25 protein-coding genes are annotated in these 26,059 nt (G+C 63.2%); 18 read left to right on the top strand and 7 right to left on the bottom strand.

Annotated elements, in window-relative coordinates; genetic code table 11:
• The first annotated feature begins 32 nt into the window (after nt 1-32).
• From pyk to CLV78_RS16965, 6 genes are all read left to right on the top strand, one after another.
• Nucleotides 33-1,481: a pyruvate kinase gene (gene pyk / locus CLV78_RS16995; protein ID WP_106206246.1), complete on the top strand. Its 1,449-nt coding sequence runs from the start codon at nt 33-35 to the stop codon at nt 1,479-1,481.
• A 36-nt stretch (nt 1,482-1,517) separates the two neighbouring features.
• Nucleotides 1,518-1,742: a hypothetical protein gene (locus CLV78_RS16990; protein ID WP_106206244.1), complete on the top strand. Its 225-nt coding sequence runs from the start codon at nt 1,518-1,520 to the stop codon at nt 1,740-1,742.
• Nucleotides 1,743-1,940: 198 nt separating this feature from the next.
• Nucleotides 1,941-2,141: a 50S ribosomal protein L35 gene (rpmI, locus tag CLV78_RS16985; protein WP_106206242.1), complete on the top strand. Its 201-nt coding sequence runs from the start codon at nt 1,941-1,943 to the stop codon at nt 2,139-2,141.
• A 17-nt stretch (nt 2,142-2,158) separates the two neighbouring features.
• Nucleotides 2,159-2,521, top strand: coding sequence for a 50S ribosomal protein L20 (gene rplT, locus CLV78_RS16980; protein ID WP_106206240.1), 363 nt, complete (start codon nt 2,159-2,161; stop codon nt 2,519-2,521).
• Between the two features lie 176 nt (nt 2,522-2,697).
• Nucleotides 2,698-3,768: a phenylalanine--tRNA ligase subunit alpha gene (gene pheS, locus CLV78_RS16975; protein ID WP_106206238.1), complete on the top strand. Its 1,071-nt coding sequence runs from the start codon at nt 2,698-2,700 to the stop codon at nt 3,766-3,768.
• Between the two features lie 387 nt (nt 3,769-4,155).
• Nucleotides 4,156-4,596 (top strand): ASCH domain-containing protein, encoded by a 441-nt coding sequence (locus tag CLV78_RS16965; protein ID WP_245925136.1) that lies wholly within the window; start codon nt 4,156-4,158, stop codon nt 4,594-4,596.
• 86 nt (nt 4,597-4,682) lie between these two features.
• Here CLV78_RS16965 and CLV78_RS16960 read toward each other — a convergent pair whose 3' ends face one another.
• The gene (locus tag CLV78_RS16960; RefSeq protein WP_106206234.1) at nt 4,683-4,934 is read right to left on the bottom strand and encodes a hypothetical protein; all 252 of its coding nucleotides are present in this window, start codon (nt 4,932-4,934) and stop codon (nt 4,683-4,685) included.
• A gap of 266 nt (nt 4,935-5,200) precedes the next feature.
• On the opposite strand from CLV78_RS16960, the gene pheT reads away from it, so the two are divergent.
• The 4 genes from pheT (at nt 5,201) to CLV78_RS16940 (ending at nt 8,861) form a co-directional block, all read left to right on the top strand.
• Nucleotides 5,201-7,609 carry a phenylalanine--tRNA ligase subunit beta gene (gene pheT, locus CLV78_RS16955; protein WP_106206232.1) on the top strand — a complete coding sequence of 803 codons (2,409 nt, stop codon included), beginning with the start codon at nt 5,201-5,203 and terminating at the stop codon, nt 7,607-7,609.
• A gap of 171 nt (nt 7,610-7,780) precedes the next feature.
• Nucleotides 7,781-8,035, top strand: coding sequence for a hypothetical protein (locus CLV78_RS16950; protein ID WP_146136718.1), 255 nt, complete (start codon nt 7,781-7,783; stop codon nt 8,033-8,035).
• A 12-nt stretch (nt 8,036-8,047) separates the two neighbouring features.
• Nucleotides 8,048-8,377 (top strand): cytochrome b family protein, encoded by a 330-nt coding sequence (locus CLV78_RS16945; RefSeq protein WP_146136717.1) that lies wholly within the window; start codon nt 8,048-8,050, stop codon nt 8,375-8,377.
• Between the two features lie 34 nt (nt 8,378-8,411).
• Nucleotides 8,412-8,861: a YtoQ family protein gene (locus CLV78_RS16940; RefSeq protein ID WP_106206226.1), complete on the top strand. Its 450-nt coding sequence runs from the start codon at nt 8,412-8,414 to the stop codon at nt 8,859-8,861.
• Here the strand turns inward: CLV78_RS16940 and CLV78_RS16935 are convergent.
• Nucleotides 8,831-9,745 (bottom strand): transglutaminase family protein, encoded by a 915-nt coding sequence (locus CLV78_RS16935; RefSeq protein WP_106206224.1) that lies wholly within the window; start codon nt 9,743-9,745, stop codon nt 8,831-8,833. The two genes, CLV78_RS16940 and CLV78_RS16935, sit on opposite strands and share 31 nt — an antisense overlap.
• 8 nt (nt 9,746-9,753) lie before the next feature.
• Nucleotides 9,754-12,123: a circularly permuted type 2 ATP-grasp protein gene (locus tag CLV78_RS16930; protein ID WP_106206222.1), complete on the bottom strand. Its 2,370-nt coding sequence runs from the start codon at nt 12,121-12,123 to the stop codon at nt 9,754-9,756.
• Between the two features lie 429 nt (nt 12,124-12,552).
• On the opposite strand from CLV78_RS16930, the gene CLV78_RS16925 reads away from it, so the two are divergent.
• Nucleotides 12,553-14,112, top strand: coding sequence for an alkaline phosphatase PhoX (locus CLV78_RS16925; protein ID WP_106206220.1), 1,560 nt, complete (start codon nt 12,553-12,555; stop codon nt 14,110-14,112).
• A gap of 183 nt (nt 14,113-14,295) precedes the next feature.
• A complete protein-coding gene (locus tag CLV78_RS16920; RefSeq protein WP_106206218.1) occupies nt 14,296-15,414 on the top strand; it encodes an imelysin family protein in 1,119 nt (372 codons plus the stop codon).
• Nucleotides 15,415-15,431: 17 nt separating this feature from the next.
• Here CLV78_RS16920 and CLV78_RS23695 read toward each other — a convergent pair whose 3' ends face one another.
• Nucleotides 15,432-15,704, bottom strand: a complete 273-nt coding sequence (locus CLV78_RS23695; protein WP_146136716.1) for a c-type cytochrome — start codon at nt 15,702-15,704, stop codon at nt 15,432-15,434.
• A gap of 283 nt (nt 15,705-15,987) precedes the next feature.
• Between CLV78_RS23695 and CLV78_RS16910 the strand changes: the two genes are divergently transcribed.
• Together CLV78_RS16910 and CLV78_RS16905 are read left to right on the top strand one after the other, a co-directional pair.
• Complete coding sequence (locus tag CLV78_RS16910; protein WP_106206214.1) at nt 15,988-16,869, top strand: SPFH domain-containing protein; 882 nt, start codon at nt 15,988-15,990, stop codon at nt 16,867-16,869.
• Entirely contained in the window at nt 16,869-17,153 is a 285-nt protein-coding gene (locus CLV78_RS16905; protein ID WP_106206212.1) for an NfeD family protein, read from the top strand. The genes CLV78_RS16910 and CLV78_RS16905 overlap by 1 nt, the downstream gene beginning before the upstream one ends.
• Nucleotides 17,154-17,350: 197 nt before the next feature.
• Here CLV78_RS16905 and pyrF read toward each other — a convergent pair whose 3' ends face one another.
• Nucleotides 17,351-18,046: an orotidine-5'-phosphate decarboxylase gene (pyrF, locus tag CLV78_RS16900; RefSeq protein ID WP_106206210.1), complete on the bottom strand. Its 696-nt coding sequence runs from the start codon at nt 18,044-18,046 to the stop codon at nt 17,351-17,353.
• 32 nt (nt 18,047-18,078) lie between these two features.
• Nucleotides 18,079-18,804, bottom strand: coding sequence for a methyltransferase (locus tag CLV78_RS16895; RefSeq protein ID WP_106206208.1), 726 nt, complete (start codon nt 18,802-18,804; stop codon nt 18,079-18,081).
• Nucleotides 18,805-19,005: 201 nt separating this feature from the next.
• Between CLV78_RS16895 and clpB the strand changes: the two genes are divergently transcribed.
• Nucleotides 19,006-21,621, top strand: a complete 2,616-nt coding sequence (gene clpB / locus CLV78_RS16890) for an ATP-dependent chaperone ClpB (RefSeq protein ID WP_106206206.1) — start codon at nt 19,006-19,008, stop codon at nt 21,619-21,621.
• Between the two features lie 168 nt (nt 21,622-21,789).
• Here clpB and CLV78_RS16885 read toward each other — a convergent pair whose 3' ends face one another.
• Entirely contained in the window at nt 21,790-22,275 is a 486-nt protein-coding gene (locus CLV78_RS16885) for a fasciclin domain-containing protein (RefSeq protein WP_106206204.1), read from the bottom strand.
• A 273-nt stretch (nt 22,276-22,548) separates the two neighbouring features.
• On the opposite strand from CLV78_RS16885, the gene CLV78_RS16880 reads away from it, so the two are divergent.
• The 3 genes from CLV78_RS16880 to msrQ all read left to right on the top strand — a co-directional run bounded on the left by CLV78_RS16880 (nt 22,549) and on the right by msrQ (nt 25,752).
• Complete coding sequence (locus CLV78_RS16880) at nt 22,549-24,105, top strand: FMN-binding glutamate synthase family protein (RefSeq protein WP_425427961.1); 1,557 nt, start codon at nt 22,549-22,551, stop codon at nt 24,103-24,105.
• Nucleotides 24,106-24,196: 91 nt separating this feature from the next.
• Entirely contained in the window at nt 24,197-25,126 is a 930-nt protein-coding gene (gene msrP, locus CLV78_RS16875; protein ID WP_106206202.1) for a protein-methionine-sulfoxide reductase catalytic subunit MsrP, read from the top strand.
• Complete coding sequence (gene msrQ / locus CLV78_RS16870; RefSeq protein WP_106206200.1) at nt 25,126-25,752, top strand: protein-methionine-sulfoxide reductase heme-binding subunit MsrQ; 627 nt, start codon at nt 25,126-25,128, stop codon at nt 25,750-25,752. The genes msrP and msrQ overlap by 1 nt, the downstream gene beginning before the upstream one ends.
• Nucleotides 25,753-26,059: the final 307 nt, after the last annotated feature.

Below are 26,059 nucleotides of genomic sequence, written 5' to 3'. Positions count from 1 at the left end.
CGAGTTTCGCGCGATACGGAAAGGTTGTCTAAATGAGACGTTTGCGCAATGTGAAGATTGTGGCCACGCTGGGCCCGGCTTCGAATGACTACGATACCATTCGGCGCCTCTTCGAAGTCGGTGCGGATGTCTTCCGTCTCAACATGAGCCACGGCAGTCACGAAGAAATTCGCGAACGCCACCAGATTATCCGTCAGATCGAACAGGAACTGGGGCGTCCCATTGCGATCCTCGCCGACCTTCAAGGTCCGAAGCTGCGCGTGGGTGTGTTCTCCGGCGATTCCGAGGAACTGGTGGAAGGGGCCGCCTTCCGGATGGACCTGGACGAAGCTGATGGCGATTCCAGCCGCGTGCGCCTGCCGCACCCTGAGATCTTCCAGGCGCTGGAGCCCGGCGCGACGCTGCTGGTCAACGATGGCAAGATTCGCCTGCGGGTGGAGAAATGCGGCGAGGATTTCGCCGATTGCGTGGTTGTGACAGGCGGGACGATTTCCAACCGCAAGGGCGTGAACGTTCCCGACGTGGTTCTTCCGGTTGCTGCACTGTCCGGCAAGGATAAGGCGGACCTGGAGTTTGTCTGCGATCTGGGCGTGGACTGGGTCGCGCTGTCCTTCGTGCAGCGCCCTGACGACGTGATGCAGACCAAGGAGCTAGTCGCGGGGCGCGCCGCCGTACTCTCCAAGATCGAGAAACCCGCTGCGGTCGAGGCCTTTGACGAGATTCTCAAGGTGTCCGACGGGATCATGGTGGCCCGGGGCGACCTCGGCGTCGAACTGCCCGTTCAGGCCGTTCCGCCGATCCAGAAGCGCCTCATTCGCGGTGCACGCAGGGCGGCCAAGCCGGTGATCGTTGCAACGCAGATGTTGGAATCGATGATCGAGAGCCCGGTGCCGACCCGCGCCGAGGTCTCGGACGTGGCCAACGCGATCTACGAGGGCGCGGATGCGGTGATGCTCTCTGCCGAATCTGCTGCCGGGGACTATCCGCTCGAAGCCGTGCGGACAATGAATGCAGTCGCCGAAGAGGTAGAACAGGGCCAGATGTATCGCGACATCATCGAGGCCGCGCGAGACGTGGTCAGAACCACAACCGCAGACAGCATCGTTTCCTCGGCCCGCGAGATCGCGGAGAACACGGGTGTGAAGGCGATCTGCTGTTTTACCCATTCCGGCACCACGGCGCTGAAGACTGCCCGCGAACGTCCGCGCGTGCCGATCCTGGCGCTGACACCCTTTACGGGGACAGCGCGGCGGATGTGCCTGAGCTGGGGTGTGAACTGCTTCATGACCAACGGAGACGTGAGCCGGTTCAAGATGGCGGTGGTGTCCGCAGCCCGCGCCGCGCGGTCGGGGCAGTTCGCCAATGCCGAGGACAATATCGTTGTCGTGGCAGGTGTTCCCTTCAACATTCCGGGCTCCACCAACATCCTTCGCGTGGCTCCCTGCGACGAAAGATTGATTTTTAACACCGATCCCGAATAATCGCAGCCCAACAGGGCGCCTTCGAGGGGTATTGGTGTGGACACGGATCTGATCTTCATACTTGGGCTGATTATCGGCATCCTTGCCGTCCCCGCTTTGCTGGGGGCGTATTCCGAAGGGCGGCCGCCACGGGCAGCGGCGATCCTTGTGATGATCGGTGGTGGCCTGGTGGCGATCGCGGTTATGAAGCAACCGGGGGGATATTCCTTCGGGCAAATCCCGAGCGTCTTCGCCTCCGTCGTCGGAAACTACCTGAGGTAGGCACGAGAGGGCACCAGCCCCGCGGCGGCACACAACTGCAAGATTGCCGTGGCGCTGTCGTTTGGGGGGCGCTTTCTCGTGGAATTCGCTTGCGTAGAAGGCTGCGCCGGACTATAGGCGCGGCTTCAGTCGTTGCGGTGGGCCGAAAGTGGCATGCCTGCCGAAACGAAACGACCGATCCAAACAAGGAGCTGGCAAATGCCCAAGATGAAGACAAAGTCCGGAGCGAAGAAACGCTTCAAGGTGACCGCTACCGGCAAGATCAAGACCGCCCAGGCCGGCAAGCGCCACGGCATGATCAAGCGGACGAACAAGTTCATCCGCAACGCTCGCGGTACAACGGTCCTCTCCGAGGCCGATACCAAGATCGTCAAGAAATACATGCCGTACGCGCGCTGAGCTGAGGAGATAGACACATGTCCCGAGTCAAAGGCGGAACCGTCACCCACGCCCGGCACAAGAAGATCATCAAGGCCGCAAAAGGCTACTATGGTCGCCGGTCCACGAACTTCAAGACTGCCACGCAGGCTGTCGACAAGGCCAACCAGTACGCAACCCGCGACCGCAAGGCCCGCAAGCGCCAGTTCCGCGCTCTGTGGATCCAGCGAATCAATGCCGCGGTGCGTTCGCACGACGAGGCGCTGACCTATTCGCGCTTCATCAATGGTCTGGCAAAGGCCGGCATCGAGGTCGACCGCAAGGTCCTCGCCGACCTGGCCGTGAACGAGCCCGACGCGTTCGGTTCGATCGTTGAAAAAGCTAAGGCCGCTCTGGCCTGATCCGGTTGCCGGATCGCAGGATAGGGACCCGCGTGGCGTCTGCCGCGCGGGTCCTTTCCATTTGAACGGCGCATGGCGCGGGCTTGCCTTCATGGGCCAGTGTGATAGGCCCTCGCCGGAGATTTTCGCCGCGGTCGAGCCATTCCCGCGGCGGCACCGACAGACGGGAGCCAGCCATGGAAGAGCTGAGGCAGAAATACATCGCCGCCATTTCGGAGGCCGCCGACGAGGGTGCCCTTGAGGCGCTGCGGGTGCAGGCCGTGGGCAAGAAGGGTGAGGTGAGCCTGAAAATGCGCGAACTGGGGAAGATGACCCCGGAGGAGCGCAAGGTCGCCGGCCCTGCGCTCAACGCCCTGAAGGACGAGATCAACTCCGCCCTTGCCGCCAAGAAAGCCGCGCTTGCCGACGTCGCGCTTGAGGAGCGCCTGAAGGAGGAGTGGCTTGACGTCACGCTGCCCTCCCGTCCGACGCGCCGCGGCACCATCCACCCGATCAGCCAGGTCACCGAAGAGGTGACGGCGATCTTTGCCGACATGGGCTTCGCGGTGGCCGAAGGGCCACAGGTGGAGGATGACTGGCACAATTTCGACGCGCTGAACATTCCGGGCCATCACCCCGCGCGCGCGGAGATGGACACGTTCTACATGGCTCGTGCCGAGGGGGACAATCGCCCGCCGAACGTTCTGCGGACCCACACGTCACCGGTGCAGATCCGTTCGATGCTCAAGCACGGCGCGCCGATCCGGATCATCTGTCCCGGTCGGGTCTATCGGTGCGACTATGATCAGACGCACACCCCCATGTTCCACCAGGTGGAGGGGCTCGCGATCGGCAAGGACATCTCCATGGCGAACCTGAAGTGGACGTTGGAGGAGTTCTTCTCCGCGTTCTTCGGAACCCATGTGGAAACACGTTTCCGCGCCTCGCATTTCCCCTTCACGGAGCCATCCGCGGAAGTGGACATCCGCTGTTCCTGGGAAGGCGGGACGGTGAAGGTCGGCGAGGGCGATGACTGGCTCGAAGTCCTGGGATCCGGGATGGTGCACCCCAAGGTGCTGGAGGCCGGTGGTATCGATCCCGAGCAATGGCAGGGCTTTGCCTTTGGCGTCGGCATCGACCGGATTGCGATGCTGAAATACGGCATCCCCGACCTGCGAGCATTCTTCGACAGCGATTTGCGCTGGTTGCGGCACTACGGTTTCGGGGCACTGGACGTACCTACCATTCGTGGTGGTGTAAGCCGCTGATCCGGTGGGGGTCGCGCGGCCCCTTCGCGTTGCTTCCTGTGTCTATTCCGGCGGGCGCATGAAGACCCCGCCGCCACGGCGGACGCTTCGTGAATCCTCCTGACAGCCGATCTTGTGCGTCCCGGAACTGAAGCTCCGTGTTGTACACCGACTGACCGACTGGCCAAGAGTCACGACGCGGGCCGGTCCCTTCTGGGCGTCGGTCGCCTGGGTGGTCTGCCATGTGGTGGCAACGATGAGCCCGCCGATCAATATGACCAGCGCGAGGAACATATAACCAGGGTCTTGGCTATGCGTACTCTGCATCGATTCGCCTTTCGGACTTGTGCATCCTCACTCCTACGCGGACAATCTGCCTAAAATTTGGGCCAATTGTGGAGAAATGGCGTGGATCAGACGGCAGGATCGGGCGCCCGGGAGGCGATCAGGAGGCTTCAGCAGCGTTTCCCCGGTGCGGAGACCTTCACCTTTGGCGATACCCGGGCGCTCTGTGATGAGCTCATCGGATTGGTCCGCAGTGGGCGAAAGCGCGCGACCTGCGGAGCGCTTCGCGACTTCCACACGGACGGAGAGGCGCTCCCTGTGGTTGGGCGATGCGACATTGCCCTCGACTGGGATGGCTTCCCCGCCTTGGTGATCGAGACGACGGAGGTCGAGATCCGGCGATTCTGCGATGTGGAGGAAGGATTCGCGCTGGCTGAGGGCGAAAACGACAGTCTCGAAGGCTGGCAGCATGGGCATCGCGCCTATTTTGAGCGCAATGGTGGCTTCGACGCGCGGATGGATCTGGTCTGTGAAAGGTTCAGGGTTGTGGAGGATCTCGGGTAGGGCAGCGACCGACCCTCAGGCCGCACGAAACACTGCGCCCGAGGAGGGCGTGTCAAACCATTTACCTATACCACAATGTGCCGCCGTCAGTTCGCGGCTGTCTCCGTCGCAGGTGCGAGGAAGGGAAGAAGCTCGGTCACGGGTGTGTTCCAGATCCGGACCGGGTGATACTGGCAGATGATACGATTCAGATCCGGGTCGTTGGTGAACCCGGAGCAATTGAACTTTCCAGCGGCAAAACCGGAATCGTCGGACATAAGACCTAGTGCGACAAGGACCAGAAGTCCGAGCGCCAATGGCTTCCACAATCCGCCGACAACATTAGCAAGAGCCCCCATTTGCTCTCTCCTTGGCAGCAATGTCATGAAATCGGCCCCCACCGATAACATGTCCAGCTTAGGGCGGAAATGTGTCGAGATCTAGGCAGAAGTGCCTCATTCTCGTCAACAATCCCGGCGCTTTGTTCTGCTTCGTTCAACGCTATTTACCCAACGGCAACCTTTGTGCGCCCGCTTTGCAAGCCCCTTCCGGGCAAGCCCCCTTCACCCCCGGCGGCAATTCGGCTAAGGACACGCGACTTTCGGATGCTGTAGGGACCTTCCCGATGAAATTCACGCTTTCCTGGCTGAAGCACCACCTGGACACCCAGGCGACGCTGGACGAGATCCTTTATGCCCTGACCGACCTCGGGCTTGAGGTCGAGGGGGTAGAGAACCCCGTGGAGCGGCTCGGCGCCTTTACCATCGGCAAGGTGAAAACTGCGGAGAAACACCCGGATGCCGACAAGCTGCGCGTCTGCACCGTGGAGACGGACGAAGGGGATCTGCAGATCATCTGTGGCGCCCCGAACGCACGTCAGGGCATCACCGTCGTGGTCGCAAAGCCGGGCACCTACGTGCCGGGGATCGACACCACCATCGCCGTCGGCAAGATCCGCGGGATCGAAAGCCATGGCATGATGTGTTCGGAGCGGGAGATGGAGCTGTCCGACGAGCATGATGGTATCATCGAGCTGCCCTCCGGCGAAGTGGGTGAGAAGTTCACCGACTGGCTTGCCGCCAATCAGCCGGAGAAGGTCGACCCAGTGATCGAGATCGCGATCACACCGAACCGCCCCGATGCATTGGGTGTCGAGGGTGTCGCGCGGGACCTGGCAGCCCGTGGCCTGGGCACGCTCATTCCCCGCCCTGTTGAACCGGTACCTGCGAGCTTCGCGGCGCCGATTTCTGTCAGCATCTACGAGGACACGCTGGATGGCTGCCCGGTCTTCTGCGGCCGCGTCATTCGGGGCGTGAAGAACGGCCCCTCGCCGCAATGGTTGCAGGATGCGCTGAAAGCGATTGGTCTGCGCCCGATCAGCTTCCTGGTGGATGTGACGAATTTCTTCACCTACGACCGCAACCGCCCGCTCCATGTCTTCGACATGGACAAGGTACAGGGCAATCTGCGTGTGCATCGGGCCGCTGGCGGCGAGGTGATCCTGGCGCTGGACGAGAAGGAATACACGCTTCAACCCGGCCAGATGGTGATCTCGGACGACAACGGACCTGAGAGCATTGCCGGCATCATGGGGGGGCTCGGGACCGGCTGCACCGAGGAGACCGTGAACGTCTTTGTCGAGAGCGCTTACTGGGATCCGATCCAGATCGCCTATGCCGGTCGTGCCTTGAAGATCAATTCCGATGCCCGATACCGGTTCGAACGCGGTATCGACCCGGCCTTCACGCCCGTAGGGTTGGAGCATGCCGTGCGGATGATCGTGGACACTGCCGGCGGCGAGGCATCCGAGTTGATCGTTGCAGGTGCCGTGCCGGACGTCTCCCGCGCGTACAGGTTGAACGCCAAAAGGGTCGAGAGCCTCGTCGGAATGGAGATCCCGGAAGCCGTGCAACGGGCGACGCTGGAGGCGCTTGGTTTCGTTCTGGAGGGGGACATGGCCCGGGTTCCGACCTGGCGCCCCGATGTTCAGGGCGAGGCGGACCTGGTTGAGGAGGTCGCCCGGATGGCGTCGCTCACCAAGCTTGAGGGCAAACCGCTTCCGCGTACTGGAACAGGTGTACCGGCGCCGGTTCTGACCCCGCTCCAGCGGCGCGAGGGGGCCGCGAGACGGACCATCGCCGGACTTGGCTACAACGAATGCGTGACCTACTCCTTCGTCGATCAAGCGTCCTCTGCCCTGTTTGGCGGCGGCGGCGATGCGACGAAGCTTGAAAACCCGATCTCCTCGGAAATGAGCCACATGCGCCCGTCTCCGTTGCCGGGGCTGTTGCAGGCCGCCGCGCGCAACCAGGCGCGCGGTTTCGCGGATCTTGCGCTCTTCGAGGTCGGTCCGGCATTTGATGGCGGCGAACCGGACGAACAGCGGCAGGTGGCGGTTGGCGTTCTGGTTGGCCATTCCGGCCCCAAGGATGTTCACGGCGCACGGCGTGCCGTGGACCTCTTTGACGCCAAGGCAGATATCGAGGCGGTACTTGCCGCCATCGGTGCCCCCGCGAAGGCGCAGATCCGGCGCGATGCTCCGGCCTGGTTCCACCCGGGCCGCTCCGGCGCGATATGCCTGGGGCCGAAGAACGTGCTCGGTGTTTTTGGCGAGCTGCACCCGAAGGTGCTTGATGCGCTCGATGTGAAAGGTCCGGCCGTCGCGTTCTCGGTCGATCTTGGAGCGATCCCCTTCCCGAAGGCGAAGGGGACCAACCGAGGTGCGTTGACACTGGCCGACCTTCAGGCTGTGGAGCGGGATTTTGCCTTCGTGCTCGACGCTCAGGTGGAGGCGCTGACGCTGGTCAACGCCGCAGCCGGCGCAGACAAGACTCTGATCGAGGAGGTTCGCGTTTTCGACGAGTTCCACGGAGTAACGGCAGAGGCGCAAATGGGCGAGGGCAAGAAGTCCATCGCCATCACCGTGCGGATGCAGCCCAAGGTGAAAACACTGACCGAGGAAGAGATCGAGGCGGTAAGTGCCAAGGTCATCGCCAAGGTTGGCAAGGCCACGGGTGGCGTTCTGCGCGGCTGAAGACAGGGGCGGGTGCGGCCGCGCCGTGCTCATCCTCTGATCGGCGCAAGGCCGAGCACCCCGGAAATGTGGAAAGCGGCGCCTTGGCGCCTCTTTTTCGTCTGTACCAGCGACGGGAACGATGTCCGCGATGGTTCGAGGAGCAAGTCGCTCCCCGCAGACGAGGCCGATATGCGCAATCGCCTTTCTGCCCATGTTCTCCGGGTGGCTCTTGCCCTTCCCGCCGAAGGCATTGCCGCCGAACTGGCCAGCGCCGGCAATCCACGGGTGGCACATATGCTCCTGCACCCGACTGGAGAACACGCGGCGCGCTTCATGATCGTCGCCATCCTCGTCGCGCCGCTGACCTTGTTGCTGCCCGGGTGGCGTGGGCCGCGCTGGTTGCGGCGAAACTGTGGGTGCTTCGGTGTTGCGGCCTTCGGATAAACCGCGTTGCACGTGGCGCATTACACAGCGGACACTTTGATACAGCGACGGCTGGAGCAGGCTTCACGCTTCGAACTCTGGACCGGAGGTTTGGCCTTCGCGATCCTTCTTCCGCTGGCCACGACGCAATTCAATGAGTTGGTCCGCAGGATGGGACCCAAGCCATCCTGGACCCTGCAACGCTGGATCTACGCCGCAGCGGTGCTGACAGTGTTGCGTTGGGCCGCGCTGCATGGCTGGCGCGAAGCACTGCCTGCCATTGCTCGCTTCGCCCCCCTTGCGCTTCACGGGGCCTGCCGTATCTGGTGGTATCTGAGCCGCTGGCACCCCATGCCGGCCTGAACGCGCCCTTTCCGGGCGCACGGAGGAGACGAACATGACGCTCAAGGTTTACCTGTCGGGTGAGATCCACACGGACTGGCGCGAACAGATCATCGAAGGGGCCGAGGGGCTGGATGTCCTGTTCGAAAGTCCGGTGACCGACCACGCCGCGAGTGACGATTGCGGCGTGGCAATCCTGGGGGCGGAGCCGGACAAGTTCTGGCACGACCACAAGGGCGCAAAGCTGAACGCCATCCGCACCCGGCGCGGGATCGACGGTGCCGATGTGGTCGTCGTGCGGTTCGGCGACAAGTACAAGCAATGGAACGCCGCGTTCGATGCCGGGTACGCGGCTGCCCTCGGCAAGTCGCTGATCGTGATGCACGGTCCCGACCACCAGCACGCATTGAAGGAGGTCGATGCAGCCGCGCTCGCGGTGGCGGAGACGCCGCAGCAAGTGGTGCAAATGCTGCGCTACGTGATGACGGGGACGCTTCCCGGCTGATCCGGCTCGTTCACCAGGAGAACATCCACGGACTGCCTTGTCACCTGCTCGCCCGAGGTGCGCATGACGCCCCGAACCGGTGCGACATCGGCGTAGTCACGACCGCAGGCGACCACCATGTGATCTGCCGAGACTTGGAGCGCGTTGGTCGGGTCATACTCGACCCAGCCCATCTGGGGGCCGCACCAGGCGCGGACCCACGCATGCATCGCGTCGGCGCCTTCGAGACGGGGCTGGCCTTCGGGCGGCACCGTCCTGAGGAAACCGCTGACATAGCCCGCCGGGATGCCAACGCCCCGCAGGCAGGCGATCATCACGTGGGTAAAATCCTGGCAGACACCCTCGCGTCTGCGAAATGCGGCAAGGGCCTCGGTATGCACGTCGGTGGCGTTCGGATCGAAGGTGAACTCCTCGTGGATACGTTCTCCCAGCGCCCGAACGGTGTCGAGCGTTGTGGCGGCACCGGCGGTGGCGTGCCGCGCCCAATGTGTCATTTCCACGTGGGGTGTGATCCGGGGCGAGGGGCCGGTGAAGTGATGCGGTGAATGCGGATCGAGGCCACGGGCGGCCCCGATGTAACGCGCGAGGTCGGCAGGGCGGGGGGACACGTCGAGCAGGCGATCGCTACCATGCCGCTCGACCCGCGCCACGGATTCGAACCTGCATTCGGAATGAGGAGACGCGAGCGTGATCTCCACCGTGTCGTTGCCGAAGAAATCCCTGCGGTGATGCCATTCGACAGGTTCGGGCGTGACCGTGAGTCGGCGGGTCAGGCATTTTTGCAGTCCGGGGCGCTCAAGGGGTTCGAGGCGCAGCAGGTGTCTGCCGCCGACGGCCGGGACCGGGTAGCTGTAGCCGATGGTCAGGCGGATGTCGTAGAGCATGGCGACCCCTAGCTGAGGTAGGCCAGCGTAAGCTGGTCGGACATGTCGGAGATTTCTGCCGAAAGCCGGCGAAGGATGTCGGTGTCGAGGATCCCGGGGGTCTGCAACGCAAGGTCGGTGCGCGCCTTGAGCAGCGCGCGGCTGAGCGGGGTCATCTGCCGGTGTTGGCCGGAGCCAGGCAGGTGGTCGAGATGCCCCTCGATGTCGCCAAGCTGGCAGAGCACGGACCGTGGGTTCAACTCGTCCAACGCCAGCAGGTCGAGGACAGTTTCGCGATTGGTCGCCACAGTATAGCGGCGGTGGTGTGTCATGACGCTGTCGCCGACTTCTATGGCGAGGTCGAGCCCGGCAGCCGGGGCGTCCGGTGCTGCGAAGGTTGCAAGGCACGACGTTATGTTCGCCGCCCGTTCAAGCGCCCTTCCGATCGACAGGAACCGCCAGCCGGTGAAGCGGTACATGTTGTCATGCACGAGGCCGGAGAAACCGCTGAGCTTTCGCAGCAGCACGCTCATGGCCCGGGCCGCGTCGTCGCCGGTTTCGACGCGCTCGGCGAAGGCACGGACCGTGTGGTGGAGGTCGCGCAGGGCGAGCGTGCCGTCCACTGAAAAGCGGTCGCTCACATGTCCGGCGCTGCCATCCGCCGCGCCGATCGTCTGGACCAGTGCTTCGGGGACGGGGTGATCGACCCGGCAACCGAATACCTCCAGATGCTGCCGGGTCAGTGCAAGGAGCGGGCTTTCGGGCGTGTCCGTTTCGGCCAGCCGGGCATGGTGTGCGCGGAGCATGCGAACGAGGTGCTCTGATCGTTCCACATATCGCCCGAGCCAATACAGGTTGTCGGCGGCACGGCTGGGCAATGCACCGGGCGGCGTGCGGGCGAAGGTGCCGTCGGGCCTTGGCAGGTTCGTTTCCGCTGGTTCCGTCTGCCGACCGATGACCCAGACATCCGCCACGCGCCCGCCCTGCTGCATTGCCAGAACGTTGGAATCAGGAGAAGAGCCGATCCGGGCGAAGCCTCCCGGCATCACCCGCCAGCCATCACGAGTACGTGCGAGGAACACGCGCAGGCTCATGGGGCGCGGACGCAGGGTGCCTTCGACGAAGGCCGGCGCGGTCGAGAGCCGCACCTGTTCCTGCCCGACGATGGCCGGCCCCATCCGGGTGATCCAGGCATCCAGATCCGCTTCGGGCGGGTCGATGTTGCCGGTTTCGTAGGCGAGCCCGGTGGCGTGCGCCGAGCTCAGCGTCATCTGTCCAGTATTGGCGCGGACGTGATCGCGTTCACTCTTCTGACCGCACCACCATGTAGCGATGTTGGGCATGCGCAGCGCTTTGCCGTCCAGCAGCTGACTGAGGCGCGGCATGAAAGCCTGTAGCGCCCGCATTTCAAGGATGCCCGCGCCAAGCGCATTGACCATCGTTGCATTGCCGTCCCGTACCGTCCGCAACAGGCCCGCCGTGCCGATCCGCGAGCCTTCTTCGAGCTCCAGAGGATCGGCCCAGGCAGCATCCAGGCGCCGCCACAGGACGGAGATCGGTCCCAGTCCGTTGATCGTTCGCACCATGAGCCGCCCGTCCTGCACAACGAGGTCCTCGCCTTCGAGCAGGGCAAAACCGAGGTAGCGGGCGATGTAGGCGTGTTCGAAGTAGGTCTCGTTCATCGGCCCGGGGGTGAGGATGCCGACGCGGCTTTCGCCCGGTGCGCGCATGTCCATGAGCGTGTCGCGAAAGGCGCGGAAGAAGGCCGCGAGCCGGGTGACGTTGGCCCCTGCGAAGATGTCGGAATAGATCCGCGTGGTCGCCATCCGGTTTTCCAAAGCGAAACCCGCGCCCGACGGAGCCTGAGTGCGGTCCCCGAGGACCCACCAGCGCCCCTCTGGGCCGCGACCGATATCGAATGCAACGAAATGCAGGAAGTGGCCGGACCGGGGTTTGACGCCGACAAGCGGGCGCAGCCATTCGGGGTTCTGTGCGATGAGCGCCGCGGGCAGGTGCCCCTCGGACACCAGCCGGTTCTCTCCGTAGAGGTCGGCCACGATGCGTTCGAGCAGGTCCGCCCGTTCGGTTAGGGCCGCCGCGATCTCCTGCCAGTCATCCTCGCTGATCAGTAGAGGAATATGGCTGAGTGGCCAGTCCCGCCGCGTGGCATCGTCGGCACCATAGCGCCGGAAGTGAACACCCGCGTCGCGCAGGTACTGGTCGCCATGCGCCATCCTGGCGGCGAGCTTCTCCGGTGGCATCGAAGCCAGTCGCTTTATGAAGCCGGCCCAGACCGGCCGCACCTCGCCATCGGGTTGGAGAAGCTCGTCGGGCACACCTGCAGGTGGGACATATCCCTCAAGGAACCGGCTCACCGGATCGGTTGTCTCACCTGGCATTCATGCTCCCTTGTCTGTCGGGCCCGGCGCATGGCGCCGGTCGGGTCTCACGCAGGAATCCCTATGGGGCAAATCGGCAGGGAGCAAGTGGCAGCCCTCAAAGGTCGCCTTCTCGGGGCCGCCGGGGGCAATGGTCGGCACGGTGCTCCGGCTTCCCCAGTCCTTCGGGTGCGGCGACGGAGGCGACCGAAATGGGCACACGGTCCTGAAGGAACCCGGGGCCGGAACAGGGCGTTCGCTGCAATCTTGGGCCATGGGTTTTCCGAGATGCCTGAACGCTCGGCAGAAATTCGAAACCGCTGACAGCAATACGAGTTTCTGGAATTGAGCCTGCCAGGTTCACACCGGCGTTACATTCCTTTGGTCAATGAGCGGCAGTTCGGACTCACACGGCAATCCAGCCGTAGTGTCTCAGCCAACGGAGCGACCATGAAAAAGTCCATCGCCGCCGCGCTTCTCGTCTCGAGCGCCCTGACCGCCCCGGCTCACGCCGAAACCTTCAAGCGGATCGCCACGGTTCCGCTCGACGCCGAGATCACTGGCCTGTTCGAAGTTGGCCCGGATCTGTTTTTCAACACCCAGCACCCGAACAAGGAGATCGGCAATGCCTTCGCCAAGGCCTCCGTCGGCGTGATCTCCAACGTCAACTGGGATGCCGAGCCGCTGGCCCCGGCCGCGACCGACGAGGACAAGAAGGTGGTTCGCTCCTCGCTTGGAGATTTCCAGATCCTGATCCAGGAAGGCGACGAGGGCATTGTCGGCGTGATCAAGTCGAATGCCGGCGAAGACCTCCTGGTCTCCAACGATCCGGATTTTAATGCCTATGTCGCCACCGGCGAGAGCGAAGGCTATCTGTTTACCAACTGGGAGAACCGTCCCGGCGGCATGTCCCGCGTCAAGGTCTCCCGCGCCGGGGATGGCACCTGGACCGCCGACACGTCCGACCTGATGATGATCGATTTCTCGGCCGTAAACGGCACCTGGGTGAACTGCTTCGGCACCTTGTCGCCCTGGAACACGCCGCTGACTTCCGAGGAGCTCTATTTCGACGATACGGTCGATTGGAACAACCCCGAGTACAAGTACCACGAAGACACCCAGATTCTCGCCAGCTACCTGGGCGACGACAAATTCCCGAACCCCTACGACTATGGCTACATCGTCGAGATCACCGAGCCGGCCGGAACGCCGGTGCCGGTGAAACACTTCACCCTCGGCCGCTTCTCCCACGAGAACGCGGTTGTCATGCCGGACAACAAGACCGTGTACCTGTCCGATGACGGCACGGGCGTCGTTTTCTTCAAGTTCGTCGCCGATGTTGCGAATGATCTCTCGGCGGGGACACTTTTTGCGGCCAAAATCACCCAGGAAGCCGAGGCGCAGGCCGACGCCGCCACCACCCGCCTGAAGATCGAGTGGGTTGAGCTGGCGCATGGCACCAACGACGAGATCGCTGGCTGGATCCGTGACTACGACGGCATCGGAACCGCGGACTTCAAGGCCGGGGAGACCAACTACATCTCTGACGAGGAGATCGCGGCCTGGGCCGCCGGAGAGGCCGCCGACAACCGCGTGGCATTCCTCGAATCCCGTCGCGCTGCCGTTGCAAAGGGAGCCACTGGCGAGTTCCGCAAGATGGAGGGCGTGAACATCAACTACGGCAGCGCCAAGGATGGATCGGTTCCGTACATGTACATGGCGATGTCCTCGATCGGCAAAACCATGTCCGATGGCGAAGGTGACATCGACCTGGCAGAGAACAAATGCGGCGTGGTCTATGAAATGCCGCTCGACGCCAGTTTCGACACCAACATGATGGTCCCCGTCGTCGCCGGCTCCGGCTACGAAAAGGAAGCCTCTCCGAACGCCTGCCCACTCGAGTCGGTGTCGAACCCGGACAACCTGATCGTTCTGGCCGACGGTGCCGTGGTTATCGGTGAAGACTCGGGCAATCACGAGAACAACGCCATGTGGCTGTGGAAGAAGTAAGCCGGGCGGATCCTGCCTGACACCATCAAGGGAGGAGGCGGTCTATCCGCCTCCTCCCGCGTTTCCAACGTTGCCTTTTGGCGCCAGTTCTGATGTGCCTGAAGCGCGAGCCATGCCGCCCCGGCGACGCAACTGAAGGGGCAGCCAGCCAATCGACTTCCGTCAGCTCACCGGAGACATCCGATGCCTCGTTCCCTGTTCCCGGCCGCCGCCGCGATTTGCGTTGCCCTTGCCGGTGCGCCGCTGGCCCAGAGCGGCCACGAACCGCCAGAGCGCGATGGCGTTGGCCGCGAGGATTCCTTCAACGAAGATCTGGGCCTGCCGTACTGGGCGCCGGGCCGTGGGCAGGTCGATCACGACGCCATCCGCCGCCGATCCTTGGGCGTTCTGGAGCGGCAGTTCGGTGCATTTCGCGATCAGGCGGCGAGGTTGGCGGAAACCTCTGTTGCCTTTTGCAACGGGTCGGTGAGCGAGGAAGAGGCCAAAACCTCACTTCGGGCGACATGGCTGGCATGGGCGCCGCTGGACAGCTACCAGTTCGGGCCGATCGAGCAGCTTGGCGCTGCGCTGACGGTCAACTTCTGGCCTGACAAGAAGAATTTCGTGGGCCGCGGGTTGAAGGCGCTGCAATCGCTGCCTCCCGAGGATCAGGAAGATCCCGCCAAGGTTGCGCAGGGCTCCGCTGCGGCACAGGGCCTGCCGGCGATCGAGAGGCTGCTCCATACCGATATCGAGCCCTGCCCGGCGCTGGTGGGAGTGTCCGGTTTCCTCGACCAGTTCTCCCAGGACATCCACGATGCCTGGTTTTCTGGGGGCGGATGGGCTGATGTCGCCCGGGCCGCCGGACCGAATAACCCGGTCTACCTGTCATCGGAAGAGTTCACGAAGACCTTGTATACCGCTGTCGATTTCGGTCTGACGCGGATTGCGGACAGCCGGCTCGGACGCCCGCTGGGGACCTTCGAAAAGAGCTATCCCCGGCGTGCTGAAGCCTGGCGCTCCGGCCTGACCAACGAGATCATCGTGGCCCAACTCGAAGGGATCGCGGAACTCGTGGCCGCAGGGTTCGCAGGCGATGTGCGCGAAACCGACCGCGCATGGATCCTGCAGGTGATCGAGCAGGCCATCGCCCGCACCGAGGCAATCGGGCAGCCAATCGCGGAGGCGGTGCAGGACCCGCAGAGCCGGGTGCGTGTTGAATCCCTGCAGGCCAAGGTGCGCTACCTGCAATTGCAAACGGCTCAGGATCTCGGGCCCAACCTCGGGGTCGACACAGGGTTCAGCGCGGCCGATGGGGATTGATCGGGCAGAGTTCCGAGTTATCGATCAAGGCTCTTGAGATAGCCAAGGATCGCGGCAAGTTCCTCGTCGGAGAAATCGAATTCTGGCATCCCTTCGAGACCGCCCATGGCGCGGCGCAGATTGTTCGAAGGAATGCCACGGATATCGGGCGCGATATCGTCGCCGGCGCCCGACGCCATATGGCATTCCATGCAGTGCGCCAGGTAAATCGCCTCTCCTACCGGTACGCCTTCTGCAAGTGCGGAGGTCGGACAGGCCAACGCGAGCACGACGGCAGTTGGTGGTTTCACGTTTGGATGCTCCCGGGACACGTGGTCGTGGCCCGCCTAGCATTCCGATATGTGAGTTTTATGACTGCGGAGAAGTATCGCGGTCGAGACATTGGGCATTGGCGGATCCGGCCTTCGGTGCGATGTCAGGTTCCTGCTGGCCGGGGGCTGCGCGGGATGCAAAGCCGAGGTGTGCCTGCGTCGACGCATCCTCCCGGAAAGCGTCTTTTACTCTATCTCGGACCTGCGGTCCGGCTGTATAGAGAGCCCGACCAATCCGGCCTGAATCCCCAAAGGAGCCGTCATGAACCAGCTTCCTCTCTCCGGCGGCAGTATCGTCCTGATCGCCCTGGCTGTCTTTATCCTGATCTGCGTCCTTCTTGGCGTTCGGGTTGTCGGGCAGTCCGAGAAATACGTGATCGAGCGGTTCGGGCGCCTTCATTCGGTGCTGGGACCGGGGCTCAACCTTATCGTGCCCTTTCTGGACCGTGTCGCGCATCGGGTATCGATCCTCGAACGCCAGTTGCCCAATGCGACCCAGGACGCGATCACCAAGGACAACGTACTGGTGCAGATCGATACATCGGTCTTCTACCGGATCAACGATCCGGCGCGAACGGTCTACAGGATCCGCGATGTGGACAGCGCCATCGCCACGACGGTGGCGGGCATCGTCCGTGCGGAGATCGGCAAGATGGAGCTCGACGAGGTTCAGTCGAACCGCTCCCAGTTGATCAGCCGGATCAAGGAATCCGTCGAGGATGCGGTGGATGACTGGGGGATCGAGGTGACACGTGCGGAGATCCTGGACGTGAATCTCGATCAGGCCACACGTGAGGCGATGCTCCAACAGCTCAACGCGGAGCGTTCACGCCGGGCGCAGGTCACGGAGGCCGAGGGCCAGAAACGGGCGGTCGAGTTGCAGGCTGACGCAGAGCTTTATTCGGCGGAGCAAATCGCCAAGGCGCGGCGCATTCAGGCCGACGCGGAAGCCTATGCGACTGCGGTCGTGGCGAAGGCGATCCAGGAGAACGGGCTTGAGGCCGCGCAGTACCAGGTGGCGCTGAAGCAAGTCGAAGCGTTGCAGGCACTGGGTGCCGGCGAAGGCAAACAGACGGTCGTGCTGCCGGCCGATGCGATTTCTGCCTTTGGCGACGCATTCGGGCTTCTGAAGGGGCGCGGCTGATGTGGTGGACGGAATGGTGGGTCTGGCTGGTCGCCGGGCTGGTGCTGGCCATCCTTGAAGTACTGGTGCCCGCCTGGATCTTTCTCGGGTTCGCGATAGGCGCGGTTCTGACTGGCGGGGCCGTCTGGGTCGGGGGGCCACTTGAGGCCACGCTCGAAGGGTCGCTGCCGGTGACCCTGCTTGCCTTTGCCGTGCTGTCGCTGTTGGCTTGGCTTGCCTTGCGGAAGGTCTTCGGGCTCCGGACCGGATCGGTGAAGACCTACGACGACGACATCAACGGCTAGGCGGCAGTCGTTCACGACATCGAACCGACAGCCTTCCCTGTTGCCAAGTCACAGTTTCAACTTGTCCAGCCCCGTCCGCATCACCTGACGACCGGGCATTCGGGGCGTGGGGCTCCCGCCCGTCGTCGATGCATCGAAGATGCACCTCCTCCCGTTGGGCCGGGCCACGCGCGAGCGCGCGGCGGTGGTGCGCGAGGTCAGGTCGCGGCGAGTTCCGCGACGATCGCCTCCGCGGCGGCGCGCGGGTCCGTGGCGGTCCACACCGGACGCCCCACGACGACGTGGTCGGCCCCGTTCGCGATGGCCTGGGCCGGCGTGGTCACCCGTTTCTGATCACCAAGATCGGCACCGGCGGGACGGACCCCCGGTGTAACGATCAGCTTGCCCTTGGCCTCGGGCAAGGCGCGGATGAGTGCGGCTTCCTGCGGCGAGGCGATCAGGCCGTCGGCGCCGGCTCTCAGGGCGTACACCGCACGCTCCAGCACGATGTCCCGGACATCGCCGGGCTTGATAAGACCCGCATCCAGGTCGTCGCGGTCGAGCGAGGTCAGGATCGTGACGGCGAGAATCTTCAGCCCCGTGCCGCCCTTGCCTTCTTGCGCGGCCCGAACAACATGCGGATCCCCGTGCACGGTCAGGAAGTCGAGGTCGAACTGCGCCAGACCCCGGACCGCGGCCTCCACCGTGGCCCCGATATCGAAGAGCTTCATGTCGAGGAAGATGCGCTTCCCATGCTCGTCCTTGAGCTCGTTGGCCAGCGCCAGCCCTCCGCCGGTCAGCATACCAAGGCCGATCTTGTAGAAGGAGACGGCATCCCCGATCTGCCCGGCGAGTTCGAGCCCCGCGATGGCATTGGGCACGTCGAGGGCGACAATCAGGCGGTCATCGGACATCAGGTAACTCCCGTTATTCGGCTCGCGCCTGCCTAGTCGTCGCGGGCGTCGTCTTCAAGCCCCGGTCCATAGAGCCAGCGCATGTCGGGTGCCTCGACCGTGTACATGTGAACCCAGATGTAGGCGTGCTGGAACAGCGCGACGACCAGCGCCTGCCACGAACCAAACAAAAGGGCGATCCCCCAGAGGCCAAGGAAGGCGATGCCGTACATTGCGTTGTCCGTCCAGCGAAACGCCCCGGCCCGCACGATCGGCATGGCGTGGTATTTCTCGCGGAAATGGTCGCCCCCTGCGGCGCGGGGAATGGTGAAGTGCCGCAGCACCGAGTGCATGGTGTAGGCGGCCGGAACAAGCAAAAGGCAGCCAAGGAGGATCTGCACGCCGCGCCAGTCGCCGAGGCTGCCGGCGTCGAGCCAAGCCGTGACCAGCAACGTGATTGGCCGCGCCACGAGTAGTGGCAGGAAGATTGCCTGCCACACCGCGAAGTCCCGGTCTCCGAGCGCATGGGTGAACACCGCGCGATGCAGTTGCAGCCTGAAACCGAGAGCGACGACAATCTGATGGGCAACCGCGAGCCAGATCGAGAGCCACGCCCAGCCAAGGCTGCCGAGGCCGAGAAACCGCCCCTGGCTCTCGCTACCTTCCAGCAGGTAGGCAGCACCGCAGAGCATCAGCGCAAGCATCAGAACATGCTGCGGCTGGCCTTCGAGAATGTCGCGCCATCCGGAACGCGGTCTGATCAGGTCGAAGCGGGACATCCGGCCTCCTGTTGCGGGTCGGTGGTATCCTCGGCCTGGAGTCACCGGCGGTCAAGCGCGGGCGACTGTGGGAATTTTGTAACAGCATGGGTTGAGGCGACGCCTCTTCCACCCCATATCGATGCGGAGGCTCGCACCCTCGCCGTGCTGCAAAAAGCGGGCGGCGATATCCACGCGGGCGCTATTGAAAGGAGATAGCCGATGAACATGGAGAAGTTCACGGAGCGGTCGCGCGGATTCCTTCAGGCCGCACAGACCATCGCGATGCGCGAAGAGCACCAGAGGCTGGTGCCTGAGCATTTGCTGAAGGCACTCATGGATGACGATCAGGGGTTGGCAAGCAACCTGATCAAGGCTGCGGGTGGCTCCCCGGAACGGGTGGCCGAAGCGGTCGACGCAGCGCTTGCCAAGTTGCCGAAGGTGTCGGGAGACGGCGCGCAGGTCTATCTGGATCAGAAGATGGCGCGTGTGCTCGACGAGGCCGAGAAAATCGCAACGAAGGCCGGGGACAGTTTCGTTCCCGTTGAGCGGATCCTGACCGCGCTGGCCGTGGTCCGGTCCGGTGCCAAGGAAGCGCTGGAGGCCGGGGCGGTGAGCGCCCAGGGGCTAAACACCGCCATCAACGATGTGCGAAAGGGCCGGACCGCCGATACGGCGAGCGCCGAGGAAGGCTATGATGCGCTGAAGAAGTTCGCGCGCGACCTGACTGAGGCGGCGCGGGAAGGCAAGATCGACCCGATCATCGGCCGCGACGAGGAAATCCGCCGCTCGATGCAGGTTCTCTCTCGGCGAACGAAGAACAACCCGGTTCTGATCGGTGAGCCCGGCGTCGGCAAGACCGCCATTGCAGAGGGCCTGGCCCTGCGGATCGTCAATGGTGACGTGCCGGAGAGCTTGCGCAACAAGAAGCTGATGGCGCTCGACATGGGCGCGCTGATTGCCGGTGCGAAGTATCGCGGCGAGTTCGAGGAACGGCTGAAATCCGTGCTGTCGGAAGTGACGGCTGCAGCGGGGGAGATCATCCTTTTCATCGACGAGATGCACACGCTTGTCGGCGCTGGCAAGGCGGATGGTGCTATGGACGCCTCCAACCTGCTCAAACCGGCTCTTGCGCGTGGTGAGTTGCACTGCGTGGGTGCGACGACGCTCGACGAGTACCGCAAGCATGTGGAGAAGGACGCGGCGCTGGCCCGTCGGTTCCAGCCGGTTCTGATCGAGGAGCCGACGGTGGAGGACACGATCTCCATCCTGCGTGGCATCAAGGAGAAGTACGAACTCCATCATGGTGTGCGTATCTCTGACTCCGCTCTGGTGGCGGCTTCGACGTTGAGCCACCGCTACATCACGGACCGCTTCCTGCCGGACAAGGCCATCGACCTGATGGACGAGGCGGCGAGCCGGCTGAGGATGCAGGTGGATTCCAAGCCCGAGGCGCTGGACGCGCTCGACCGTCAGATCCTGCAGATGCAGATCGAGGCGGAAGCTCTGAAGAAAGAGGACGACGCGGCCTCGCGCGACCGGCTTGAGAAGCTGGAAGAGGAGCTTTCGAACCTGCAACAGCAATCGGCGGAGATGACGGCGCAGTGGCAGGCCGAACGCGACAAGCTGGAAGGCGCGCGCGAGTTGAAGGAGCAACTGGATGCGGCCCGGGCGGAACTGGATATTGCCAAGCGCGAGGGAAATCTGGCCAAGGCCGGGGAGCTTTCCTATGGCATCATCCCGCAGCTGGAGAAGCAGCTGGCCGAGGCGGAGGATAGTGAATCCGAAGTGATGGTCGAAGAGGCCGTGCGGCCCGAGCAGATCGCCGAGGTTGTGGAACGCTGGACCGGCATTCCGACCTCGAAGATGCTGGAGGGCGAGCGCGAGAAGCTGCTTCGGATGGAAGAGGAGATCGGCAAGCGCGTGATCGGCCAGGGCCAGGCGGTGACCGCGGTGTCCAACGCCGTGCGTCGGGCGCGGGCCGGGCTCAATGAGGAATCGCGGCCGCTGGGCTCGTTCCTGTTCCTCGGGCCGACCGGTGTCGGCAAGACCGAGCTGACCAAGGCTCTGGCCGAGTACCTGTTCGATGACGACAGCGCGATGGTCCGCATCGACATGTCGGAGTTCATGGAGAAGCACTCGGTTGCCCGCCTGATCGGTGCCCCTCCGGGCTATGTCGGTTATGACGAGGGGGGTGTCCTGACAGAGGCCGTGCGGCGGCGTCCCTACCAGGTTGTGCTGTTCGACGAGGTCGAGAAGGCGCATCCGGACGTGTTCAACGTGCTGCTGCAAGTGCTCGATGACGGTCAGTTGACCGACGGGCAGGGACGCACGGTGGATTTCAAGCAGACACTGATCGTGTTGACGTCGAACCTCGGGGCGCAATCGTTGAGCCAGTTGCCGGAAGGGGCGGATGCCTCGGACGCGCGGCGGGATGTGATGGATGCGGTGAAGGCTCACTTCCGACCGGAGTTCCTGAACCGGCTGGACGAGATCATAATCTTCGACCGGCTCAGCCGCGAGGACATGGACGGGATCGTGGATATCCAGCTCGGCCAGCTCTCGGGGCGGCTGGAGCGGCGCGGTATCACGCTGTCACTCGACGAAGCGGCCAGGAAGTGGCTGGCCGACGAGGGCTACGATCCGGTCTTTGGCGCCCGCCCACTCAAGCGGGTGATCCAGAAGGCGTTGCAGGACTCGCTCGCGGAGATGATCCTTTCGGGCGAGGTGATGGACGGCACGGTCGTCGAGGTGACCGCCGGCGCGGACGGGCTGATCGTGGGCGACCACATCGGTTCGACCAACCGGCACCCGCCATCGGATGCCGTGGTGCACTGACAGACCAGCGACCTTTGAAAGGCCCAAAAAACGGGGAACCCCGCCGGAACACACCGGCGGGGTTCTTGACTCTGCAGGGGGGAAGCCCCGCAGGGGCAAATGGGAGAGGCGCCTGGGAGGTGCGCCACTCCCCTGGCCAAGCAAGGGTCGGAGGGGATGCCCTATCGCTCAGCCTTCCGGAAGGATCACCTTGTCGACGACATGGATGATCCCGTTGCTGGCCATGATGTCGGCCTGCACCACTTCGGCTTCGTTGATCATCACGCCTTTGCGACCATCGACCAACAGCTTTTCGCCGTTCACGGTCCGCGCGGACACGGTCTGCCCGGCGACGTCGTCTGCCATCACCTTCGCGGGCACGACGTGATAGGTGAGGATCTCGACGAGTTGATCCTTGTTCTCCGGCTTCAGCAAGTCTTCTACGGTGCCAGCGGGCAGGGCTGCGAAGGCCTCATCGGTGGGAGCAAAGACTGTGAACGGCCCGTCACCTTTCAGCGTGTCCACGAGGCCGGCGGCCGAGACGGCTGCCACGAGGGTGTCGAAACTGCCGTCGCCGATTGCGGTGTCGACGATGTCCTTCGAATGCCCATCGGCAAATGCGGGAGCGGACAGCGCGGAGGCAGCGGCGAGGGCGAGAAGCGTTCTGCGGAACATGGTGGTCTCCTGTAATCTGTGGCACGCCCTGCTTGGACGTTGTCAGGTTTACGCGACGGGTTCGTCTCTGGATCGGTTTTTCTTCTTTTTGTTTGCCATTGACCCCCGCGGGCGGTGCGCTGGCGGCGAACAATCCTGTTTGCACATTGGTCATCGGCGGCGGCGTTGCCTCCGCCGCCTGATTGCCGAAAGCGACGCGGACAATGTGCGGGCTTGTCGGAGCCTGCGGGTTCTCGCAGACTTCGCCTGACAGTCAGGTGGGAGGTGCCAGCGATGATGGGTGAGTTGATGGGATGGACACTCTGGTCCCTTCAGATGCTGATGTTGCTCTTTGTTTTCGTGATTGGAGTGGTGGTGTTGGCGGCGGTGGTCTTCTTCGTTGTCGACAGGACGCAGACCAAGGACGCCATTCGACGGAACTACCCTGTTATCGGCCGGTTTCGTGGCTGGTTCAGCGATCTGGGCGAGTTCTTCCGTCAGTATTTCTTTGCAATGGATCGCGAGGAACTGCCCTTCAACCGTGCGCAACGGGATTGGATCGACCATGCCTCGGAAGGCGAGAGCAACATGGTAGCCTTTGGTTCGACCCGGAATATCAGCCTCGTGGGAACGCCGATCTTCGTCAGCGCAGCGTTCCCGCCCGTGGACGGGCAGTTCGCCAGTACCGAGCCGATGCTGATCGGGCCGCATTGCCGCAAGCCGTTCCTTGCCCGGTCGATCTTCAACATTTCGGGGATGAGTTACGGCGCGATCTCCAAACCGGCGGTGCGCGCACTGAGCAGGGGCGCAGCAAGGGCAGGGATCTGGATGAACACCGGAGAGGGGGCGGTGTCGCCCTTTCATCTTGAGGGGAATTGCGACCTCGTGTTCCAGATCGGTACGGCGAAGTACGGTGTCCGCGACGCGGCGGGCCAGCTGTCGGATGAGAAGCTGCGCGCCGCGGCGGCACATGAACAGGTCCGTATGTTCGAAATCAAGCTGAGCCAGGGCGCCAAGCCGGGGAAGGGCGGTATCCTGCCCGGCGCGAAAGTCAGCGCCGAGATCGCGGAAATCCGGGGGATTCCGCAAGGCAAGGACAGCATTTCCCCAAACCGTCATGTCGAAGTGGACGATTGGGACGATCTGCTCGACATGATCGCCCACATCCGGGAGGTGACGGGCAAGCCGGTCGGGTTCAAGGCCGTGATCGGCTCGCCGACACATTTCCGGGATTTCTTCGAATGCCTGTCGAAGCGGCCACCCGAGGCGGCGCCGGATTTCATCACGATCGACGGCGGTGAGGGCGGGACCGGCGCCGCGCCAATGCCGCTCATCGATCTGATGGGCATGCCGGTGCGGGAGAGCCTGCCGCGGATCGCCAACCTTCGGGATGAATACGGCTTGAAGGAGCGGATACGGCTCATTGCCTCCGGCAAACTGGTGAACCCCGGCGACGTGGCCTGGGCACTGGCGGCGGGCGCGGATTTCGTCACGTCCGCACGTGGCTTCATGTTCTCACTCGGATGTATCCAGGCGCTCAAGTGCAACCGCAACACCTGTCCGACGGGCATCACCACGCATGACAGGCGGTTGCAGCAAGGGCTCGTGGTTGCGGAGAAGGAGACACGCGTCGCACAATACGCCACCAACCTGATCCACGAGGTCGAAACCATCGCCCACTCCGTCGGTGTCGGGGAACCAAGGCAAATGCGGCGGCGGCACGTGCGGATCGTGCAGGCCGATGGCTCGTCTGTTCCCATGAGCGACATCTATCCGAGCTATCGTCCCGGCGGGGCCGTGCCCCCGTTCACGCGCCCGCTTGATGCCGGCCATACCCAGCAGGTCTTCTGACAAGATCCAACGATCCCGTGAGAATTGGTGTCAAACGAACACAGGAGGCCCCGGATCGACTATCTAGTTTCAAAAGGCAAAGGAGAGCCCGATGGCTGGACGCTGGAAGAATGATCTGAACTGGTCTGACGTGACGCCGAAATCGGCCTGGCTTAACAGGCGGCAGATCATGGCAGGAGCCGGTGCTTTGGCGCTTGGCGGGATTGCCGGCCCGGCATTGGCCAATCTGGGCGCAAAGCCGTCCCGGTACTCCACCGTGGAAGAGCCCAACACGCTGGAGCACATCACCACCTACAACAACTTCTATGAGTTCGGTACCGGCAAGGACGATCCGGCGCAAAATGCACATCGCCTGACGACAGATGGCTGGGAAGTGGAAGTCGGCGGTCTGGTTGACAAGCCCGGGACCTGGACGATGGATGACATCCTGAAAGGCACAACGCTGGAGGAGCGAATCTATCGCCTCAGATGTGTCGAAGGCTGGTCGATGATCATCCCCTGGGTCGGTTTTGAATTGTCCGACCTTCTGAACAGGGTCGGCGTGCAGTCGGGAGCGAAATACGTCGCCTTCGAAACGGCCCTGCGCCCGGACGAGATGACCGGAGTCTCCTCGCGCGTGCTCGACTGGCCGTATGTCGAGGGGCTTCGGCTCGACGAGGCGATGAACCCGCTGACTATCCTTGCCACTGGACTATACGATGAGCCGATTCCGAACCAGAACGGGGCGCCGATCCGACTCGTGGTGCCGTGGAAGTACGGCTTCAAGTCGATCAAATCGATCGTGCGTATCACTCTGACCGATGATGAGCCACCGACAAGCTGGAACAAGACCCAACCCCGTGAGTACGGTTTCTATTCCAACGTGAACCCGTCGGTGGATCATCCACGTTGGAGCCAGGCCACGGAGCGTCGCATTGGCGGAGGCCTGCGGGCACGGCGCATTCCGACACTGATGTTCAATGGCTACGGGGCCGAGGTCGCCGAACTCTACGACGGCATGGATCTGGCGAAACACTTCTGATGGATCTGGCCGCCCCTATCAACAGCGCACTGAAGCGCGTGCCCGCGTGGCCACTGTACCCACTCGGGGCGGTGCCAGTTGTCTGGATTCTTTGGCAGGGCCTCGAAGGCAAGCTGGGCGTCGATCCGACCAAGGCGATCGAGCACCAACTCGGCCTCTGGGGGCTGTGGCTCCTGATTGCAGGACTTGCCATCACGCCGTTGCAGCGGTTCGCGGGCATTCGGCTGTTGAAGTTCCGACGGGCAATCGGATTGCTCGCCTTCTTCTATATCCTGGCACATCTGCTGGTCTGGCTTGTACTGGACGTTCAGATCCCGTCGCTGATCTGGGCAGATATAGTCAAACGGCCCTACATCACCATCGGCATGGCGGCGTTCCTGTTGATGGTTCCCTTGGCGCTGACCTCGAACAACTGGTCGCTACGCAAGTTGGGAGCTGCCCGGTGGCGACGCCTGCACAAGCTGACCTATGTTCTGGCCCCTCTCGCCGCCATCCACTTCGTGATGGTGGTCAAGGGCTGGCAGCTCGAGCCGATCTACTACCTCGCATGTGTCGTGGGGCTGCTGGCGTTGCGACTCGTGCCGAAGCGGCTTCGAATCTTCGCGGCTCCTCCGGTTCGAAGCTGAAGAAAGAGCCGGATTCGGGTCGATTCCGTCCTCCAATAGGCCCGAAACTGGGGGCGACTCTGTGGAGAACTGGGATTCGCGCGCAGATCAGTCCTTTCTGCCCTAGCGGAAGTCATGTTTATGCGACCTTGGAGGTAACTTTTTTGATCTGTAACCAGTTGAAACTAAACGATTACGTAGAAAAGTTTGGTCGCTATTCGTTTTTCTTCAAAAAACCACTTGCGGGGATTGGTTGGTATCCGTAGAACCCCCTTCACCGGCGGCGCTGAGGCGCACGGCGGGGCGCCAGACGGGCGGCACGGAGACG

The sequence above is a fragment of the Aliiruegeria haliotis genome, from assembly GCF_003003255.1.
Lineage (GTDB): Bacteria > Pseudomonadota > Alphaproteobacteria > Rhodobacterales > Rhodobacteraceae > Tropicimonas > Tropicimonas haliotis.
The sequence above is the reverse complement of the archived record's forward strand: the minus strand, read 5'-3'. Positions and strand labels throughout refer to the sequence as shown.

Excerpts from the sequence above, each read along its gene's own strand:
- rpmI (WP_106206242.1), top strand. The coding sequence starts at position 1,941 with ATGCCCAAGATGAAGACAAAGTCCGGAGCGAAGAAACGCTTCAAGGTG.
- pyrF (WP_106206210.1), bottom strand. The coding sequence starts at position 18,046 with ATGTCCGATGACCGCCTGATTGTCGCCCTCGACGTGCCCAATGCCATC.
- CLV78_RS16935 (WP_106206224.1), bottom strand. The coding sequence starts at position 9,745 with ATGCTCTACGACATCCGCCTGACCATCGGCTACAGCTACCCGGTCCCG.
- msrQ (WP_106206200.1), top strand. The coding sequence starts at position 25,126 with ATGGATCTGGCCGCCCCTATCAACAGCGCACTGAAGCGCGTGCCCGCG.
- CLV78_RS16925 (WP_106206220.1), top strand. The coding sequence starts at position 12,553 with ATGAAAAAGTCCATCGCCGCCGCGCTTCTCGTCTCGAGCGCCCTGACC.
- CLV78_RS16950 (WP_146136718.1), top strand. The coding sequence starts at position 7,781 with ATGCGCAATCGCCTTTCTGCCCATGTTCTCCGGGTGGCTCTTGCCCTT.
- CLV78_RS16960 (WP_106206234.1), bottom strand. The coding sequence starts at position 4,934 with ATGGGGGCTCTTGCTAATGTTGTCGGCGGATTGTGGAAGCCATTGGCG.
- CLV78_RS16895 (WP_106206208.1), bottom strand. The coding sequence starts at position 18,804 with ATGTCCCGCTTCGACCTGATCAGACCGCGTTCCGGATGGCGCGACATT.
- pyk (WP_106206246.1), top strand. The coding sequence starts at position 33 with ATGAGACGTTTGCGCAATGTGAAGATTGTGGCCACGCTGGGCCCGGCT.
- pheS (WP_106206238.1), top strand. The coding sequence starts at position 2,698 with ATGGAAGAGCTGAGGCAGAAATACATCGCCGCCATTTCGGAGGCCGCC.
- clpB (WP_106206206.1), top strand. The coding sequence starts at position 19,006 with ATGAACATGGAGAAGTTCACGGAGCGGTCGCGCGGATTCCTTCAGGCC.
- pheT (WP_106206232.1), top strand. The coding sequence starts at position 5,201 with ATGAAATTCACGCTTTCCTGGCTGAAGCACCACCTGGACACCCAGGCG.
- msrP (WP_106206202.1), top strand. The coding sequence starts at position 24,197 with ATGGCTGGACGCTGGAAGAATGATCTGAACTGGTCTGACGTGACGCCG.
- CLV78_RS16885 (WP_106206204.1), bottom strand. The coding sequence starts at position 22,275 with ATGTTCCGCAGAACGCTTCTCGCCCTCGCCGCTGCCTCCGCGCTGTCC.
- CLV78_RS16880 (WP_425427961.1), top strand. The coding sequence starts at position 22,549 with ATGATGGGTGAGTTGATGGGATGGACACTCTGGTCCCTTCAGATGCTG.
- CLV78_RS16940 (WP_106206226.1), top strand. The coding sequence starts at position 8,412 with ATGACGCTCAAGGTTTACCTGTCGGGTGAGATCCACACGGACTGGCGC.
- CLV78_RS16905 (WP_106206212.1), top strand. The coding sequence starts at position 16,869 with ATGTGGTGGACGGAATGGTGGGTCTGGCTGGTCGCCGGGCTGGTGCTG.
- rplT (WP_106206240.1), top strand. The coding sequence starts at position 2,159 with ATGTCCCGAGTCAAAGGCGGAACCGTCACCCACGCCCGGCACAAGAAG.
- CLV78_RS16930 (WP_106206222.1), bottom strand. The coding sequence starts at position 12,123 with ATGCCAGGTGAGACAACCGATCCGGTGAGCCGGTTCCTTGAGGGATAT.
- CLV78_RS16910 (WP_106206214.1), top strand. The coding sequence starts at position 15,988 with ATGAACCAGCTTCCTCTCTCCGGCGGCAGTATCGTCCTGATCGCCCTG.
- CLV78_RS16920 (WP_106206218.1), top strand. The coding sequence starts at position 14,296 with ATGCCTCGTTCCCTGTTCCCGGCCGCCGCCGCGATTTGCGTTGCCCTT.